The sequence below is a fragment of the Erythrobacter sp. HI0063 genome (assembly GCF_001635685.1).
Lineage (GTDB): Bacteria > Pseudomonadota > Alphaproteobacteria > Sphingomonadales > Sphingomonadaceae > Qipengyuania.
Window position 1 is genome coordinate 14,333 of sequence record NZ_LWFF01000066.1, and the last position, 17,147, is coordinate 31,479.

18 protein-coding genes are annotated in these 17,147 nt (G+C 64.4%); 6 read left to right on the forward strand and 12 right to left on the reverse strand.

Translation table 11 applies throughout. The features are described 5' to 3' along the window. Nucleotide 1 precedes the first annotated feature (1 nt). Nucleotides 2-1,141 carry a M14-type cytosolic carboxypeptidase gene (locus A3736_RS03135; protein WP_067679088.1) on the forward strand — a complete coding sequence of 380 codons (1,140 nt, stop codon included), beginning with the start codon at nt 2-4 and terminating at the stop codon, nt 1,139-1,141. A gap of 5 nt (nt 1,142-1,146) precedes the next feature. Here the strand turns inward: A3736_RS03135 and A3736_RS03140 are convergent, their stop codons facing one another. The 4 genes from A3736_RS03140 to A3736_RS03155 form a co-directional block, all read right to left on the reverse strand. Beyond that, nucleotides 1,147-2,166, reverse strand: a complete 1,020-nt coding sequence (locus A3736_RS03140; protein WP_067679090.1) for an LD-carboxypeptidase — start codon at nt 2,164-2,166, stop codon at nt 1,147-1,149. Then, a complete protein-coding gene (locus A3736_RS03145; protein ID WP_067679093.1) occupies nt 2,163-2,567 on the reverse strand; it encodes a cytidine deaminase in 405 nt (134 codons plus the stop codon). The genes A3736_RS03140 and A3736_RS03145 overlap by 4 nt, the downstream gene beginning before the upstream one ends. Nucleotides 2,568-2,629: 62 nt before the next feature. Continuing rightward, nucleotides 2,630-3,367 (reverse strand): glycoside hydrolase family 25 protein, encoded by a 738-nt coding sequence (locus tag A3736_RS03150; RefSeq protein WP_067679096.1) that lies wholly within the window; start codon nt 3,365-3,367, stop codon nt 2,630-2,632. Between the two features lie 6 nt (nt 3,368-3,373). After that, nucleotides 3,374-3,880, reverse strand: coding sequence for a UPF0262 family protein (locus A3736_RS03155; protein WP_067679099.1), 507 nt, complete (start codon nt 3,878-3,880; stop codon nt 3,374-3,376). 158 nt (nt 3,881-4,038) lie between these two features. Between A3736_RS03155 and A3736_RS03160 the strand changes: the two genes are divergently transcribed. Beyond that, complete coding sequence (locus tag A3736_RS03160; RefSeq protein ID WP_067679102.1) at nt 4,039-5,568, forward strand: replicative DNA helicase; 1,530 nt, start codon at nt 4,039-4,041, stop codon at nt 5,566-5,568. A gap of 12 nt (nt 5,569-5,580) precedes the next feature. On the opposite strand, the gene A3736_RS03165 is transcribed toward A3736_RS03160, so the two are convergent. After that, nucleotides 5,581-6,792 (reverse strand): phosphatidylserine/phosphatidylglycerophosphate/cardiolipin synthase family protein, encoded by a 1,212-nt coding sequence (locus A3736_RS03165; protein WP_067679105.1) that lies wholly within the window; start codon nt 6,790-6,792, stop codon nt 5,581-5,583. A 108-nt stretch (nt 6,793-6,900) separates the two neighbouring features. Here A3736_RS03165 and rpoZ point away from each other — a divergent pair, with 108 nt between their 5' ends. Further along, nucleotides 6,901-7,245, forward strand: coding sequence for a DNA-directed RNA polymerase subunit omega (gene rpoZ / locus A3736_RS03170; protein WP_067679108.1), 345 nt, complete (start codon nt 6,901-6,903; stop codon nt 7,243-7,245). A 75-nt stretch (nt 7,246-7,320) separates the two neighbouring features. Here rpoZ and A3736_RS03175 read toward each other — a convergent pair whose 3' ends face one another. Continuing rightward, entirely contained in the window at nt 7,321-7,554 is a 234-nt protein-coding gene (locus A3736_RS03175; protein WP_067679111.1) for a DUF3072 domain-containing protein, read from the reverse strand. 95 nt (nt 7,555-7,649) lie between these two features. Between A3736_RS03175 and A3736_RS03180 the strand changes: the two genes are divergently transcribed. After that, entirely contained in the window at nt 7,650-8,741 is a 1,092-nt protein-coding gene (locus tag A3736_RS03180; RefSeq protein WP_067679114.1) for a DUF3667 domain-containing protein, read from the forward strand. 27 nt (nt 8,742-8,768) lie between these two features. Here the strand turns inward: A3736_RS03180 and A3736_RS03185 are convergent, their stop codons facing one another. The 5 genes from A3736_RS03185 to A3736_RS03205 all read right to left on the reverse strand — a co-directional run bounded on the left by A3736_RS03185 (nt 8,769) and on the right by A3736_RS03205 (nt 13,845). Further along, a complete protein-coding gene (locus A3736_RS03185) occupies nt 8,769-9,152 on the reverse strand; it encodes a hypothetical protein (RefSeq protein WP_067679117.1) in 384 nt (127 codons plus the stop codon). 82 nt (nt 9,153-9,234) lie between these two features. Continuing rightward, on the reverse strand, nt 9,235-11,199 hold the full coding sequence (ftsH, locus tag A3736_RS03190) for an ATP-dependent zinc metalloprotease FtsH (protein ID WP_067679120.1): 1,965 nt from the start codon (nt 11,197-11,199) through the stop codon (nt 9,235-9,237). A gap of 93 nt (nt 11,200-11,292) precedes the next feature. After that, the gene (locus A3736_RS03195; RefSeq protein WP_233999202.1) at nt 11,293-11,961 is read right to left on the reverse strand and encodes an exopolysaccharide biosynthesis protein; all 669 of its coding nucleotides are present in this window, start codon (nt 11,959-11,961) and stop codon (nt 11,293-11,295) included. Between the two features lie 10 nt (nt 11,962-11,971). Then, nucleotides 11,972-12,427, reverse strand: coding sequence for a MaoC family dehydratase (locus A3736_RS03200; protein WP_067679123.1), 456 nt, complete (start codon nt 12,425-12,427; stop codon nt 11,972-11,974). Beyond that, nucleotides 12,427-13,845: an aldehyde dehydrogenase family protein gene (locus A3736_RS03205; RefSeq protein WP_067679126.1), complete on the reverse strand. Its 1,419-nt coding sequence runs from the start codon at nt 13,843-13,845 to the stop codon at nt 12,427-12,429. The genes A3736_RS03200 and A3736_RS03205 overlap by 1 nt, the downstream gene beginning before the upstream one ends. A 66-nt stretch (nt 13,846-13,911) precedes the next feature. Between A3736_RS03205 and A3736_RS03210 the strand changes: the two genes are divergently transcribed. Both A3736_RS03210 and A3736_RS03215 read left to right on the forward strand, forming a co-directional pair. After that, nucleotides 13,912-14,607 carry a flavin reductase family protein gene (locus A3736_RS03210; RefSeq protein ID WP_197465470.1) on the forward strand — a complete coding sequence of 232 codons (696 nt, stop codon included), beginning with the start codon at nt 13,912-13,914 and terminating at the stop codon, nt 14,605-14,607. Nucleotides 14,608-14,673: 66 nt separating this feature from the next. Beyond that, nucleotides 14,674-15,456, forward strand: a complete 783-nt coding sequence (locus A3736_RS03215; protein WP_067679130.1) for an enoyl-CoA hydratase-related protein — start codon at nt 14,674-14,676, stop codon at nt 15,454-15,456. A 134-nt stretch (nt 15,457-15,590) separates the two neighbouring features. On the opposite strand, the gene A3736_RS03220 is transcribed toward A3736_RS03215, so the two are convergent. Further along, nucleotides 15,591-17,015, reverse strand: coding sequence for an aldehyde dehydrogenase family protein (locus A3736_RS03220; RefSeq protein ID WP_067679133.1), 1,425 nt, complete (start codon nt 17,013-17,015; stop codon nt 15,591-15,593). Nucleotides 17,016-17,147 lie beyond the last annotated feature (132 nt).

The window sequence follows — 17,147 nt, forward strand, 5'->3', positions numbered from 1 at the left end:
CGTGAGCGATATTCGCATCGATTCCGCATTCGACAGTGGCAATATCGAGGTTCTCTCGATCGACGGGGCGAGTGCGAAACTCGCCATCCCGCTGGATGATCATTCCGAGTTCAAGCAGTGGTTTCACTTCCGCGTGTCGGGCGCGGAAGGGCGCGAGCTGGAGCTCAAGATCACCGGACTCAACGACAGCGCCTATCCCGGCGGCTGGCCGGACTATGACGCCGTGGTGTCGGAAGATCGCGACTATTGGGGCCGCGCGCGCTCCAGTTTCGACAAGGATGCCGATAACGGCACGCTGACGATCCGCTATACGCCCGCCAGCGACCTGGCCTGGTTCGCCTATTTCGCGCCCTATTCGATGGAACGGCACCACGATCTCGTATCCGAAGCGGCGGCGAGCGAGGGCGTTTCCCACCGTACGCTCGGCTCCTCGCTCGATGGACAGCCGATCGACTGCCTCAGCCTCGGAGATGGGGATATGCAGGTCTGGCTCTATGCCCGCCAGCATCCCGGCGAAACGATGGCCGAATGGTGGATGGAAGGCGCGCTCGAAGTGCTCACCGATCCGAGCGACAGCGTGGGCCGCAATCTACGGCAGAAATGCTGCTTCCATATCGTACCGAACTGCAATCCAGACGGATCGCGCAACGGCAATCTGCGGGTCAACGGCGTGGGCGCGAATTTGAACCGCGAATGGGCGGAGCCGAGCGCCGAACGCTCGCCCGAAATTCTCGCGATCCGCAATGCGATGGACGAGACCGGCGTCGATTTCGCCATGGACGTCCACGGCGACGAGGCGATCCCGGTGGCCTTCCTCGCCGGGTTCGAAGGCATTCCGAGCTGGACGGACGAGCAGGGCGAGAAATATTATCGCTTTGAAAAAATCCTCGACCGGCGCAGCCCGGATTTCCAGACCGAACAGGGCTATGTGAAATCGAAACCCGGCACGGCCAATCTTAAGATCAGCACCAATCAGGTGGCGGAACGCTTCGGCGCGTGTGCGATGACGCTGGAAATGCCCTATAAGGACAATCCGGCCAATCCCGAGCCCGATCAGGGCTGGAGCCCGGAACGCTGCAAGATGCTGGCGCGCGACTGCCTCGCCAGCCTGCTCGAATATCTGGAAACCGACGCGAAATAGGGCGCTCAGGCCACCATCGGCTCCAGAAGCCGGATGGTGCGCGCCTGCGCGTCAATTTCGACCTCGCCCCCGTGCGGCAGGCTGAGCTGATTGCTCAGATGGCCGATATTCGCGCCGACGAAGGCGGGAATGCCAAGGGGCGCGAGGTGCGTGTCCAGCACCTCGTCGAGCGAAATGCCCTCGTAATCGGGATCGGTCGTTGCACAGGCACTGCAACGGCCGAACACCACGCCTGCAAGCCGCCCCAGTACGCCTGCGAGCGATAAGTGCTGGAGCATTCGGTCGATCCGGTACTCCGCTTCTGCGATGTCTTCGAGGAAGAGCACCGCACCGTCGAAACCGGGCAGCCAGGGCGTGCCCATCAGTGCGGTCAGGACGGTGAGATTGCCGCCCAGCAGGCGACCGCGTGCGCGGCCCGGCGTGATCGTGCGGCCGAGCGGCAGCGGACGACCGGGCTCGTCCTGTATGCCGCCCAGCACCGGTGTCTCGCCGGTGAAAGCCAGCCGCCACAGGCTGTTCCAGCTCTTCTCCGGCCATGAACTCGCCGCATTGGGCGCGTGCAGCGACATGAACCCCGCCCGCTTCGCGATCGCCAAGTGCAGCGCGGTGAGGTCGCTGAAACCGATCAGGAGCTTGGGATTGCGGCGGATCGTTTTCCAGTCGAGCAAAGGCAGGATCCGCGCCGAGCCCCAGCCGCCCCTTACTGCGAAGATCGCGCTTACCTCCGGATCGGCGAACATCGTGTTGAGATCGCTCGCCCGCGCGGCATCGTCCCCTGCAAGATAGCCGGAGGTGTCGGTGACATGCTCGCCGAGCCGGGGCACCAGGCCCATCCCGCGGATCGTGAACAGCGCATTCGCGATCTGTCGCTCTGACACCGCGCTTGCCGGGGCGACGAGGCCGACCGTATCGCCCAGGCGCAGGCGTGGCGGCTTGCGCAGACCGCGCGCCAGCGAGGGCGCGGGCAGCAGCGGGCTCGCCGCGAGTGCTGCCAATCCGCCCAGCGCCGCGCGGCGTGTGGTCACGTCAGGCTCGCTGGTCCGAAAGCGTGGGGAAGCAGATCGGACAGTTTCACGCGCTGCACCGTGTCCGGCCCTACGCAGAGCACCTCGGGATCGGTGCCGCCCAATTGCGCCAGCTCGTTCAGCACCTGGCGGCAGCGCCCGCAGGGGGTGATCGGCATCTCGCCCGGCCCCGTTACCGCGACAGTTTCCAGCCCGCCGCGCACGCCGCCATCCATGGCCTTGGCCACCGCCACCGTCTCCGCGCAAAGCGCCAGGCCGTAGCTTGCGTTCTCGATATTGGTGCCCGTCACCACGCTGCCATCGGCAAAGCGCAAGGCCGCGCCTACGGCAAAGCGGGAATAGGGCGAATAGGATTGCGTCGCGGCCTCGCGGGCGGCGGCGATGAGATCGTCGTCTGTCATGCTTTCGCTCGTATAGGGTCCGGCCCGGCTTGTCGAAGCCCAGCTATACCCTGGGGCCGCGTTCAGGGGCGAACCACCACCCAGTGCAGCGGCTCCTCCGCCGCTTCGGTCTGCAACTCGCCATTGGCGGTCCAGAGCAGCCACGGCCGCCCGCCGTAATCGGGCTCGAACCAGTCCCGCTCCAGCCACAGATTGCGCTCGATCCGCGCGGCAATCCCGTAATGCTCCTCGAAGCCGGGCGAGACCTTCAGAATCACCGGCTGGCCCGCATGGGCCTCGATCTGGTTGACCAAAGTCATCAATTCGCTCTGGATCGCGGCGCGGCTGACGCGCTCCGGGCAATCCTTGGCCGTACGCTCCAGAGCGATCGCTGGCGGCAGCATGTCGGCATCGCGCGGGACCATGGTGACGAAATTGGCGGACTGCCCATCGGCGGGCACGCAGGGATCGAACACGAGGACCGCGCCGACCTGAAGACCGGCAGCCCGCGCGGCCTCCACATTGTCCGGAAAGCTGCGATCCTTGGTCCGCGCGCCCTCGCTCGCCTTCAAATAGGCGAAATTCGCGCCCAGCCCTTTCAGCGTCGCGAAGGCGACGGGGCCGTCCTGTGCCGTGACCATCGCGCCCTGATCGGGCCAGGCCGCCTCGTCAGGCCGCCAGCCGCGCGCCTCCCACCAGGCCCAGGCCCCGCCGACAAGAGCCAGCAGCACCAGCACGCCGAGAATGCGCGCGAAGCGGCTGGTGCCCTTGGCGCGGGCACGCCGGGCGCGGCTGGGCCGTCGGCGGGATGGGCGCGCCACGTCCGCTCAACCCTTGATGTGGAGGACGCAGATCAGCGTGAAAAGGCGGCGCGCGGTCGCGAAATCGGTTTCCACCTTGCCTTCGAGCCGTTCCATCAACAGCTCGGCCGCCCGGTTGTGGACGCCGCGCCGCGCCATGTCGATCGTCTCGATCTCCGCAGCCGTGGCCTTGCGAATCGCCTGATAATAGCTGTCGCAGATGGCGAAATAGTCGCGGATCGGACGGCGGAATCGTGCGAGACCCAACACCAGCTGTTCCACCGTGTCGCCGCCTTCCTGCGCGATGGTGAGCGCCAGCCGCCCGTCCTGCACGGCGAGGGTCAGATCGTACGGGCCCATCGCCCCGCGTTCCACCGCGCGCAGCGGCTTGAAGCTGTTTTCCTCGATCAGATCGAAAATGGCGACGCGCCGCTCCTGCTCGATATCGGCATTGCGCCAGATGATCGTATCTTCGTCCAGTTCGATCCGGGCGATGCGGAAGTCCGCTGGGGTGGAGGGCGTTGAGTCGTCCATGATGCTCGTGCCGCCATCGCAGACGGAGCGGGTCGGGGACAAGGGGTTGATGCAGGCCGATGCCGTTTTGCGACCTTTCCACACCAACCCACAGCCGATTTCGCGCGAGGCCCCGGCCCACCCTTTCGCCCCGCCGCCACATCCCGCATGATGAAGGGATGCCCGAAACTGATCTCCTGCTGCGCCCTTCCGATTCGAAGCCCGACGCGCCCGACAACCCCGACCGCGCGCGCACCCTGCCCTCCAATCTGGAGGCGGAGGCCGCGTTTCTGGGCGCGGTGCTGATCGACAACAAGGTGATCGAGGAATTGCAGACCGCGATCCAGCCGGGCCATTTCCACGAACCGGTGCATCAGCGGATCTACGAGCGCGTGCTGAAGCTGATCGAGCGCAATTCGATCGCCACGCCGGTAACGCTCAAGCCCTATTTCGAGCAGGACGAGGCGCTGAAGGCGCTCGGCGGCATCACCTATCTCGCTAAGCTGACCGCCGACGGGCAGGGCCTGCTCGCCCCGCGCGAACTGGCGGGCCAGATCTACGATCTCGCTCTGCTGCGCGAACTGGTCAGCGTGGGCCGCACTCTGGTCGAAAATGCGCTCGACACGTCGGACGAAGTCGCCCCGATGGACCAGATCGCCAAGGCGGAAGCCAGCCTGTTCCAGGTGGCCGAAGGCGCGACGAGCGGCACGCAGGCGGAAGATTTCCGCAGCGCCTCGATCGCGGCGCTCAAGATGGCCGAAGCGGCGATGAATTCGGGCGGAGGCCTGTCGGGCAAGACCACCGGTCTCGAAGTCATCGACGACAAGACCGCAGGGCTCCACGGGTCCGATCTCATCATCCTTGCCGGGCGTCCCGGCATGGGCAAGACCTCGCTCGCCACCAATATCGCCTTCAATTGCGCCGAAGCGCATATGGAGTGGCAGCGCGATGGCGGCACGTTCAATTACGGCGCGCCGACCGCCTTCTTCAGCCTGGAAATGAGCGCCGATCAGCTCGCGACGCGTATTCTGGCCGAACAGGCCGAGATTACCAGCGAGGCGCTGCGATCGGGTAAGATCACGCGCGACGAATTCCAGAAACTGAGCTTTGCCAGCCAGCGCCTCGCCGAATTGCCGCTCTATATCGACGATACGCCCGCGCTTACCATCGCGGCCCTGCGCACGCGCGCGCGGCGCTTGAAGCGGCGGCACGATATCGGGCTGATCGTGGTCGACTATCTCCAGCTTCTGCAGGGGTCGGGCCGCGCGAACGACAACCGGGTCAACGAGATTTCGGAGATCAGCCGCGGTCTCAAGACGCTCGCCAAGGAACTCAACGTTCCGGTCATCGCGCTCTCGCAGCTCAGCCGCGCGGTCGAACAGCGCGAGGACAAGCGGCCCATGCTGTCGGATTTGCGCGAATCGGGCTCGATCGAGCAGGACGCCGACATGGTGTGGTTCATCTATCGCGGCGATTACTATCACGAGGCGCTGCGCCCCGACATGCCGGGCCCCGAAAGCTCGCCCGACGTGATGGAGAAATACCGGATCTGGGAAGAACGCTATCTGGAGCTGCGCAACAAGGCGACGCTGATCGTCGCCAAACAGCGCCACGGTTCGACCGGCAACGTCCCGCTGCACTTCCACAGCGAGATCACCAAGTTCACCTCGCCCGCCAAGCGCGACTATTCGGATTGGGGCGAAGGGTAAGGCCCCTTCGGCTCACAGCCCCAGATTGAGCCCGCGCGAGACGTTGTAATCCATCACCGTCACCAGGAACCAGCTGACGTTCCAGCGGATGCGGTTCCACAAGGTGGCCTCGCGCTTGTGTTCGGCGGGGGTGATGCGGTTCGATCCGTCCTCATGCGCGTCGATGAATTCGCGCATCCGGTCCGCCAGCCCCTTGTCCTCGATCCGCAGCATCAGTTCCAGATTGATATAGAGGCTGCGCATGTCGAAATTCGCGCTGCCGACATAGACCGCATCGTCCAGCACCACGATCTTCATATGCAGCTTGCAGGGTGCAAATTCGAAGATCCGCGTCCGTTTCTTCAGCAGGAAGTCGTAAAGCGAGCGCGTAGCGCCGATCGTGGCGCCATTGTCGCTTTTCGCCGCCATGATCAGCCGCGACTCGCCCTTCTGCGCGATCCGTCCGATCCGGCGCAGGAGCTTCATCGGCGGGGAGAAATAGGCCATCACCATGTCGAGGCGGCTTCCGCGTTCCAGATCGCGCTGGACGCATCGGGCCCAGCTGGAAAGGTGCCGGCTCGGCCCGCCAATCAACAGCCTGACCGCGCCCTCGCTCCCGTCCCACCGCTTTACGGTGCGCACGATCGAGCGGAACTGGGCGCTCGAATCGGCGATCCAGGTGTCGAGTTCGTCCAGCCAGGCATCGAGCAGGTCCACCGCCGAGCCGTCGACGATCAGGCCGAGATCGTGCCAGCCATCCTGATCGGGCGGCGCGAAATAGCCTTTTTCGACATTGAAGCCCCCGATCATCGCTCGCTTCCTGTCGGCGATGGCCAGCTTCTGGTGGTTGCGGATCAGATAACGGCGGCTCCATTTCGCCTGGAACCGTTCGAACCGGCCGCCCGCTTCGATCAGCGGCGCGAAGAAATCGTCTTCGACCTTGTCCGACCCGAATCCGTCGATGGCGAGCGACACGTCGACGCCGCGCTGCGCCGCACGGACAAGGGCATCGCGCACTCTCTCACCGCACGCATCGTTCCCGTACATGTAGTAAAAGGCGCGAAAGCTGGTCTGCGCGCCGTCGATCAGTTCGACCAGCGCGTTGAGTCGGTCCTTGCCGGCGGGATAGAAGCTGAGCGACTGGCCCTGCGCCTCGACCGAGAAAGGTTCGGGATCGCGCCATTCGGTCGGCGCTGCCTCCCGATCATGTTCGTCGCGATCCGATCTGGAAAGTGGTTGCGCCATCGGGTAGCCTTAGGGCAAGCCTGTGCCCGGGCGCAATTCCTTGACTCCGGGGCGGTAAGGCCTTAACCCGCCAGCTTCCCTGGAATTCCTGACTTTCTGGAGTGCTGCATGGCGCGCGTCACCGTCGAAGATTGCGTAGACAAGGTTCCCAACCGGTTCGATCTGGTGCTGCTCGCTGCCCAGCGCGCGCGCGAGATTTCGGGCGGTGCCGAAATGACGATCGAGCGTGATCGCGACAAGAACCCGGTCGTGGCGCTTCGCGAAATCGCGGAACAGACCGTCAAGCCCAAGGATCTGATGGAAGCCTCCATCGTCAACCTGCAGAAGATCCTGCCGGACGACGAGGACGATGCGGATGAAGTCGGCTCGCTGAGCCAGTCGGCGGAAGCGCTGCGGATCACTGCATCGGCTCCCACCCGTTCGACCTCGATCGGCGCCGATTACGAAGGCTGATCGCTTCCGAACCGGACAGGAAAAAGGCCGCCCCTCACCGGGCGGCCTTTTTCGTTCGGGCGCTGTCTGTTCAGCCTATTGGCCGCGACCGGTCTGGCCTTGCAATTCGTCGATCATCTTCGACGCATCGGCCTTGGTCAGCTCGGTATCGTAGCGCTCGGGACAGCCAGCCTCCTCGCACAGCGTCTTGAGGTAGCTCGCCTGGGCGCCGGTCATGCGCTCGTCGCCCGTGGTCCAGTTGTCCGGATCCTTTTCCGCATTGGAGACCGGGTCGGACTTGGGGTGCTCGTTGGGTTGGGTGGCGGTCATGCTTGTGCTCCTTTCCCGATCAACGCCGATGTTCCATCAATGTTCCACCTCGACGCGCGGGGTCCTGCCACGGTAGGGAGACGGCGGAGGGTATCATGAGCGATTTCGGCGAAAGCATCGGCACGGCCGTGGAAGGCGGACTGTTCGCGCGGGCGGTGAGGGCGGGAAGCAGAGCGAATGCCGCGAGCGGCCAGCCGCTCGATCGCGGACATTTCGCGGAAAGCGCCTGTCTCAATTGCCAAACGCCGCTGCAAGGTCCCCACTGCCACCAATGCGGCCAGCAGGCGCATCTGCACCGCACGCTGGGCGCTTTCCTGCACGATCTTCTCCACGGGGCTCTGCATTTCGAGGGCAAGACCTGGGCCACGCTGCCCATGCTGGCGGTAAAGCCCGGCGAGTTGACGCGCCGCTATATCGAGGGCGAGCGCAAGCGCTTCGTCTCGCCGATGGCGCTGTTCCTGTTCACGATTTTTCTGATGTTCGCGATATTTCAGGCGATCGGGCTCACCACGCCGACCGATATCGATACCGGCGCGCCGATGCGCGCAACCTTCGAATCCGCCGAGCAGTCGCTCGAAACCGAGAGCGCGGAAGCCCGCGCCGAGCTGGCCGCCCTTGCTCCGGAAGCGCCCGAGCGCGCCGCTGCCGAGGCCCGCGTGGCCGAACTGCGCACCCGCCTCGATGAATTGCGGCGCGGCGAGGCCGCGCTGGTCAAGAATGCGGGCGACAGCGCAAGCTTCACGAGCCCCGAGACGGGCATCGGCTTCATCGACAAGGGTGTGGAGAAATGGCGCGAGAACCCGGGCCTGATGCTCTATAAATTGCAGGCCAACGGCTACAAATTCAGCTGGCTGCTGATCCCGATCTCGGTTCCCTTCGTGTGGCTGCTGTTCGCGTGGAAACGCCACTTCCGGGCCTATGATCACGCCATCTTCGTGACCTATTCGATCGCGTTCATGTCGCTGTTTTTCATCGCCCTATCGCTGGCGATCAAGGCGGGTGCGCCCGAATGGCTGTACGGCACGTTGCTGTTTCTCGTGCCGCCGATCCATATCTACCGCCAATTGCGCGGCGCTTACTCGCTCTCGCGGTTTTCAGCCTTCTGGCGGCTTCTGGTGCTGCTGTTCTTCGTCAATGTGATCGCAGTCCTGTTCTTCAACCTGCTGCTGGTGATCGGCGCGTTCTGATCGCGCTCTCATCACCCGCAGGACCATTCAGTTGCAGGGGAAATCACGCACCAGCGCCGCCCGCCAGGCCTGCGCCAGAGTCGAGCGCTTGCGCCGAGCCTCCGGAACGCGCCCGAGCATGTCGACGACAAGTTTGGGCGTCATGCCCTTATTGCGCTGGGCTTCGCTGACGCAATAGATCGGCGCGCCGCGCTTGGTCGCCGCTTCGTTCTCCGCACGGACGCGTTCGCCTGCATCCTTCATGGCGGCCATCGCCGGGCGAGCGCGCTTGTCGAACATCGCCTTCATGCCCTTCGCTTCCAGATCCCTCGCATCGAGATAGAAGCTTTGCGCGTTGATGTCGGCGGGTGCGGCCCAAGCCGCCGTGGAAGCGAGCGCAAGCGCGCCCACCGACAAGAGAAATGCGTGCATGAAAAGCCCCGTTCGATCGATCCGAACGGGGCTCTTTCTCGATTTTCGATGAACGCCGCTTGAAGCGCTCTTTTACGGAAGGTCAGGCGCCTGCGGGCGAACCCTCGCCCGAACCGCCGAACTTGCGGCCCGCCTTGGGCACGGTCGATCCGCCCACCGGCTTGACCGCGATCGGCCCCTTGGGCTGGTCCGGCCGGTCGAGCTTGCCGTCCTTCAGAAGCTGGTCGATCTCGGTGCCGGTCAGCGTTTCGTATTCGAGCATGGCCTGAGCGAGCAGATGGAGCTTGTCCTCCTGATCAGTCAGAATGTCGGTCGCCCGCTTGAGGCCTTCTTCGACCAACCGCTTGATCTCTTCATCGATCAGCTTGTTGGTCTCGGACCCCGACATGGTGCGCGCTGTCTGGCCCATGCCGAGATAGCCTTCCTGGCTCTGCTCGTACTGGAGCGGGCCCAGTTTGTCGGACATGCCCCATTTGGTGACCATGTTGCGGGCAAGGTCGGTGGCGTACTGGATATCGCCCGATGCACCGCTCGACACCTTGTCGTGGCCGAAGATGATTTCTTCCGCCACGCGCCCGCCCATGGCGACTGCGAGGTTCGCATGCATCTTGTCGCGGTGATACGAGTAATTGTCCCGCTCCGGCAGGCGCATCACCATGCCCAGCGCACGACCGCGCGGAATGATCGTCGCCTTGTGGATGGGATCGGATGCCGGTTCGTTCAGGGAAACGAGCGCGTGGCCGGCCTCGTGATAGGCGGTCATCTTCTTCTCGTCCTCGGTCATGACCATGCTGCGGCGTTCCGCACCCATCATGACCTTGTCCTTGGCGTCCTCGAATTCCTGCATGGCGACGAGGCGCTTGTTGCGGCGCGCGGCCAGCAGGGCGGCTTCGTTGCAAAGATTGGCGAGGTCCGCGCCCGAGAAGCCCGGCGTACCGCGCGCGATGGTGCGCGGGTTGACGTCGGGCGCCAGCGGCAGCTTCTTCATGTGCACGGCGAGGATCTTCTCACGGCCTTCGATGTCGGGCACCGGCACCACGACCTGACGGTCGAAGCGGCCCGGACGCAGCAGCGCGGGGTCGAGCACGTCGGGGCGGTTCGTCGCCGCGATGATGATGATGCCTTCGTTCGCTTCGAACCCGTCCATCTCGACGAGAAGCTGGTTCAGCGTCTGCTCGCGCTCGTCGTTCGAATTGCCGAGGCCGTGGCCGCGCGAACGGCCGACCGCGTCGATTTCGTCGATGAAGAGGATGCAGGGCGCGTTCTTCTTGGCCTGTTCGAACATGTCGCGCACGCGGCTCGCGCCGACACCCACGAACATTTCGACGAAGTCCGAGCCCGAAATGGTAAAGAAGGGCACGCCCGCTTCGCCTGCAATGGCGCGCGCGAGCAGCGTCTTACCCGTACCGGGCGATCCGACCAGCAGAGCGCCCTTGGGAATCTGGCCGCCGAGCTTGGAGAAGCGCGAGGGATCCTTCAGGAATTCGACGATTTCTTCCAGTTCCTCGCGCGCTTCGTCGATGCCCGCGACATCGTCGAACGTCACCTTGCCCTGACGCTCGGTCAGAAGCTTGGCCTTCGATTTGCCGAACCCCATCGCGCCGCCCGCGCCGCCGCCCTTCTGGACCTGGCGCAGCGCGAAGAAGGCGATGCCGAGAATGAGGATGAAGGGCAGCGAGTTGATGAGGATGTAGGTGAGAACACCCATCTCTTCCTTCGCCGTGCCCGAATAGGATACGCCGTTTTCGTCGAGCAGCGTCGTCAGCGAGGTATCGTTCGCGACGGGGATCGTGCTGAAGGCATCGCCGTTCGTCAGCGTGCCGGAAATCCGGTCTTCCGCGATCTGAACGTCGCGCACACTGCCTTCGGCCACGCGGTCGCGGAAATCGGAATAGCCGATCGCCTCGCCCGCAGGCTGGCCGCTATTGCCGAACACCGACACCACCACCAGCAAGGCCAGGAAAACGCCGCCCCACACCATCAGGCTTTTCACCCAGGGGTTGGGGCCGTTGCCTTGGGGATCTTCGGGCTGATTCTGATCGCTCATTTCAGGACAGTTCCTTTCACCTGTCCTATGTAGGCGCGAAGGGATGAATGGCAAGTTGCCGCGCGCGAAGGCGACAGGCGTGCGGCGCAACCTTCAAAAGGGGAGGAAGCTGCCGGTCTGATCCGATCCGAGATAGAGATAGACGCCGATCGCCGCCGCGAGCCCAGCGAAGATCAGCGCGCTCAGCAGCAGGGCCCCATCGCGCACCGTCAAGCCGAGCCCGATCATGATGATGGCGAGCATGGGCAGCGTGCTGGCGAAGGGCAGGAGTTCCAGCGGGGGAACGGTGCAGCACAGCGCGATCACGACGGCTCCCGCAAAGCGCAGCCAGATGCCCACGGTCAGCTTTTCCAACCGGTCCTGGCTGTGTCCGTCGAGCCAATGGCCGAGGCCGCGCAGCTTCTCGACCGCCTTGTGCAGCTTGCCGCTTTCGACCGATCGCCGCTGAACGAATTCCGGCATCCAGATATGGTCGCGCCCGATCACCAATTGCGCCGCGATCACAGCGATGAACAGCGCCAGCGCGGTGGGAACGCCGGGTATTCCGCCGAGCGGGCTGATCTCGATCAAAGCGGGAATCATCATGAACGGGCCGAAGCTGCGCCGCCCGAAATCGTCGAGGACGTCGCGCACGCAGACCTGATCGCCCTTGTCGGCGAGCTGGTCGAGCTCGTCGAGAACGTCCCCTACGCTGGCGGGTTCATGGTCCAGCCTGCTTCTCCTCCTGCGCCCACCAACGAGCGAGGAGGAGAAGGGGTCCACGGACAAAAGTTTATGCCTGGTCGGCCTTTTTCAAAAGGGCCGAACGTTCGCAGCGACAAACAACTTCGTCGCGCTGGTTGATCGCCTCGTGCAGGAAGGTGACGATCCCGGTTTCGGGCCGCGATTTGCTTGGCCGCAAACCGATCACCTCGCTCGTGGCATGGAGCGTGTCGCCGATGAAGACGGGCTTGGGCATGACCAGCTTGTCGTAGCCCAGATTGGCCACCAGCGTCCCCAGCGTGGTGTCGCCGACGCTCAGGCCCACCATCAGCGCGAAGGTGTAGGTGCCGTTGACGAGGATCTGTCCGAACTCGCTCTCCTTGGCCGCTTCCGCATCGAGGTGGAGCGGCTGGGGATTGTGCGTCATGGTGGTGAAAAACAGATTGTCCGTTTCCGTCACCGTGCGGCGGATCTCGTGCTCGATCCGGTCGCCGACTTCCCATTCGTCGAAATGACGGCCCGCCATCAGCTGTGCCCCATCACGGCTTTGACTTCGAGGAAGTCATGGAAGCCGAATTCGCCCCATTCGCGGCCATTGCCGGACTTCTTGTAACCGCCGAACGCCGCGTTCATGTCGTAACCGCCATTGATCGCGACGCGCCCGGCGCGGATGCGCTTGGCGAGGCTGCGGGCGGTTTCGATATCCTCGCCCGTGATCGCGCTGGCGAGGCCGTATTCGGTGTCGTTGGCGATGCGAATCGCGTCGTCGTAATCCTCGTAGCCCAGGATGGTCAGCACGGGTCCGAAGATTTCCTCGCGCGCAATCGTCATGTCGTTGGTGACGTCGGCAAAGACGGTGGGCTTGACGTAATGGCCGGTTTCGAGGCCCTCGGGCTTGCCCGGCCCGCCCGCGACCAGCGTCGCGCCTTCCTCGATACCCTTTTCAATCAGGCCCTGAATCTTGTCCCATTGCTGGCGGCTGACCACCGGGCCGATCGCGGCATTGCCCTTGGGGTCGCCGGGGATCACACCCTCGGCGGCTTCCTTGGCGGCGGCTTTCGCCTCTTCCATCCGGGCGTGCGGCACCAGCATGCGGCTGGGCGCGGTGCAGGTCTGGCCCGAATTGCCCATCATGGCGGTGGTCCCGCGCATCACGGACTTGGTGAAGGCGCTGTCGTCGAGGACGATATTGGGGCTCTTGCCGCCCAATTCCTGCGCCACGCGCTTGACCGTGTCGGCGGCGTTCTTGGCGATGAGGACACCGGCGCGGGTCGATCCGGTGAAGCTGACCATATCGATATCGGGATGGCCGCTGATCGCCTCGCCCACGCCCGGCCCGTCACCATTGACGAGGTTGAAGACGCCCGCCGGAATGCCGGCCGCATCCATGATCTCGGCGAAGATATAAGCGTTGAAGGGCGCGATCTCGCTGGGCTTCAAGATCATCGTGTTGCCCGTCGCCAGCGCGGGGAAGACCTTGCAGGCGATCTGGTTCAGCGGCCAGTTCCAGGGCGTGATCATGCCCACGACGCCGATCGGCTCCCAGACATGGAGAGTCGGCCCGTCCTGGCGTTCGAATTCGAAGCGTTCGAGGATCTCGATCGCAGTCGCACAGTGCCCGGCGAGCAGGCCGACATGCGGCCCGTTGGCGAGGGACATCGGCGCGCCCATCTCGTCGCTGACGGCGGTCGCGAGTTCTTCCTTGCGGTTCTCGATCTCGGCCTGGATGGCGCGCAGCAGCGTCAGGCGTTCCTCGCGGCTGGTCTGGCTGAAGCTTTCGAAAGCGCGGCGCGCGGCTTTCACCGCCTTGTCGACATCGGCCTTGGTGCCGAAGCTGACATGGCCGATCGTCTCTTCGGTGGCCGGGTTCTCGACCGGGCGGGTATCCTCGCTCACAGGGTCGACCCACTGGCCGTCGATGTAGAATTTGGTGCAGTCGCGCATGGTCTATCTCCTCTTGCGAGGGACAGGTAGCGATGCGGGACCGGCGCTGCAATGAGGGCGCCCCTCATGCGCAAGCGGGCTTGCCAATCGGCCCGCAAATCCCCACCGGGTGGCGCGATGCAGCCCGCCGAGCCATCCGATCCCGCAACCCTGCGCCGCGCCTTTCGCGATGCGCTGGGCTCGTTCGCGACCGGCGTGACTATCGCGACCACGCTGGCTGAGGACGACGCGCCGGTGGGCGTTACGGCGAGCAGCTTCAATTCGGTCAGCCTCGACCCGCCGCTGGTGCTGTGGTCGCTGGCCAAATCCGCCCAATCGCGCGAGGCGTTCACGAAGAGCGGTCACTTCGCAATCCACGTCCTCGCCGCCAGCCAGCAGGACCTGTCGGATCGCTTCGCCCGCTCCGGCGCGGACAAGTTCGCGGGGCTCGATTGGGCAGCGGGCGAGCTGGGATCGCCGCTCTTCGCCGATTTCGCCGCCCGCTTCGAATGCCGGACCCGGCACGAATACGAAGGCGGCGATCATGTCATTCTGGTGGGCGAAGTCGTCGCTTTCGAAGCGCATGACGTCCCGCCGCTGCTGTTTCATGCCGGGGCCTATGCGCGCCGCCGCTTCCAGGCGCGCGATGCGGCGCAGGATATTTTGAACGAGGTGATCGCGGTCGAACACGCGCTGGAAAAGGTCGCGCGTGGCGATCTGCCGTCCGGGCGCATGGAGGAAATGCGCGCACTGATGCGGCGGATCGTCGATCTTTCGAACTGATCCCTTGCGTGGCCGGACCGCGACGATAGGTTGCGGCCTGAAACGGTTCGAGCGGGAGAGAACAGGATGAGCTTCGAATTGATTACGACAGCGCGCGAAGGCGACGTGCTGACGATCACCTTGAACCGGCCCGATCGGCTCAACGCCTGCCCGCCCGACATGGCGGACGAGATCTTCGCCGCCATCCGCGATTTGGACGGCGCGCGCGCGGTGTTGATCACCGGGGCAGGCCGAGCCTTCTGTTCGGGCGCGGATCTAGCCGCGCGGGGCGAGCGATCGTTGGGCGGCGGCGAAGGCGCTTTCACCGCGCTCGGCCACCATTACAATCCGATGGTCATGGCGCTCGCCAGCCTGCCCGTGCCCGTGATCGCAGCCGTCAACGGCCCGGCGGCGGGCATCGGCTGTTCGATCGCTCTGGCGGCCGATTTCGTGGTCGCCGGATCGAGCGCCTATTTCCTCCAGGCCTTCGTCAATATCGGCCTCGTGCCCGATGGCGGGGCGAGCTGGATGCTGCCGCGCCTTGTCGGCAAGGCGCAGGCCACGCGGATGATGATGCTGGGCGAAAAGATTCCTGCCGAAGAGGCCGAGCGGATCGGCCTCATCTACAAGAGCGTCGCCGACGATGCCCTGATGGACGAGGCGAAGGCGCTGGCAGCGAAGCTCGCGGGCGGGCCGACGGTCGCGCTCGGTGAAATGAAACAGACGATCCGCCGCGGGCTCGAAGGCGATTTCGCCACCACGCTCCAATACGAAGCCGAAGCGCAGCGCGTGGCGGGCAATTCCAAGGATGCGATGGAAGGCGGCATGGCCTTCCTCCAGAAGCGCAAGCCAGAGTTCAAGGGGGCGTAACGGCGTCCGCTCAGCCCCCTACCCCCCAAATCGTTATGCCAGCGAAAGCTGGCATCTCTCGCGGCCCGGCGCTCCGTCGGAACGAGACCCCAGCTTTCGCTGGGATGACGCTCTTCAGTCCCGCGCAGCTTCGATCACACCACCGCGTCGCGCTTGACCGTGATGACCTGCGGATAGGTGAATTCCTTCAACCCATCGATCCCGTATTCCGCGCCGAAGCCCGACTGCTTGTGCCCGCCGAAGGGCGCAAAGGGCGACAGGTGCATGAATTCGTTGATCCACACCGTGCCGGTTTCGAGCTGTTCGGCGATTTCGACCGCCGCATCGGTGTCCTTCGACCAGATCGCGCCCGCCAGACCGTATTCGGACGCATTGGCGCGCGCGATCGCTTCATCCACGGTCGAAAACTTCATCAGCGGCATGACCGGGCCGAACTGTTCCTCGGCGACGATCCGCGCGTCTTCCGGCGGATTGTCGAGGATGGTGATCGGCACGTAATAGCCGGTGCCCGAAGGATCGGTGTCTCCGCCCGTCAGGAAGTTGTAGCCATTATCCTTGGCATCCTGAATCAATTCGCAGACCCGCTCGAACTGTTTCCTGTTCTGGATCGGCCCGACTCCGGTGCCCTGCTGCGATCCGTCACCCACAGTCACGCCCTTGGCATAGTCCGCAATGGCCTTCGACAGATCGTCGTAGATGTCTTCGTGGATGTAGATCCGCTTGGCCGCGATGCAGACCTGGCCGGCATTGGAAAAGCTCGACCAGAACAGCTGCTCGGCCACCTTCTCGACATCGGCATCGGGGAGGACGATCGAGGCGTCGTTGCCGCCCAGTTCCAGCGTGATGCGCTTCAGATCGCGCGCCGCGCCTTCCATGATCTTCTTCCCCGTCGCGGTCGATCCGGTGAAGGTGATCTTGTCGATGCCGGGATGCTCGGTGATGAGCGGGCCGAGGCTGTCTTCGCCGGTGATGATGTTGACCGCGCCCTTGGGCACCACATCCTTGATCAGTTCGGCGATGCGCAAAGTCGTCAGCGGCGTGAAGGGCGAAGGTTTGAGCACGATGGTGCAGCCCGCCACCAGAGCGGGCACGATCTTCTGAATCGCCATCATGATCGGGAAATTCCACGGCACGATCCCGCCGACCACGCCCACCGGCACGCGGCGGGTGCGCGACAGACGCGTATCGTCGTCCTGATTGACGACATCGTCCAGCGTCAGGCCCGACTGCGCCTTGGCAAGTCCCGCCGCGCCGTAAATCTCCTGCTGCGCCTGCGCATGCGGCTTGCCCTGCTCGCTGGTGAGCAGGCGGAACAGTTCGTCCGCATTGTCCTTGATCGCCGCCGCGATGCTCAGAACGACTTTCTGGCGCTCTTCCGGCGTCGTCTTGCGCCAGCTCTTGAAAGCGGCGCGCGCCGCATCGACCGCGCGGTCGAGCTCATCCTTTCCGCAGGCGGGAACCTTGGCGATGACCTCTTCCGTCGCCGGGTTGAGCACGTCGATCGTCGCTTCGCTCGTCACCATCTCGCCGTCGATCAGATTGGCGTAGGTCTTGGTCATATCTCTCTCCTGTCGGGTCGTTCTTTTCGCAAGATTAGGGCATTCGAGGCTTGGATGCCAGCGCGTGTCCGCAGTCTGGCGCAGCGCGCATCGAGAGGCTAGGAGCGACGAACGCGGCCGGAACAGCGGTTC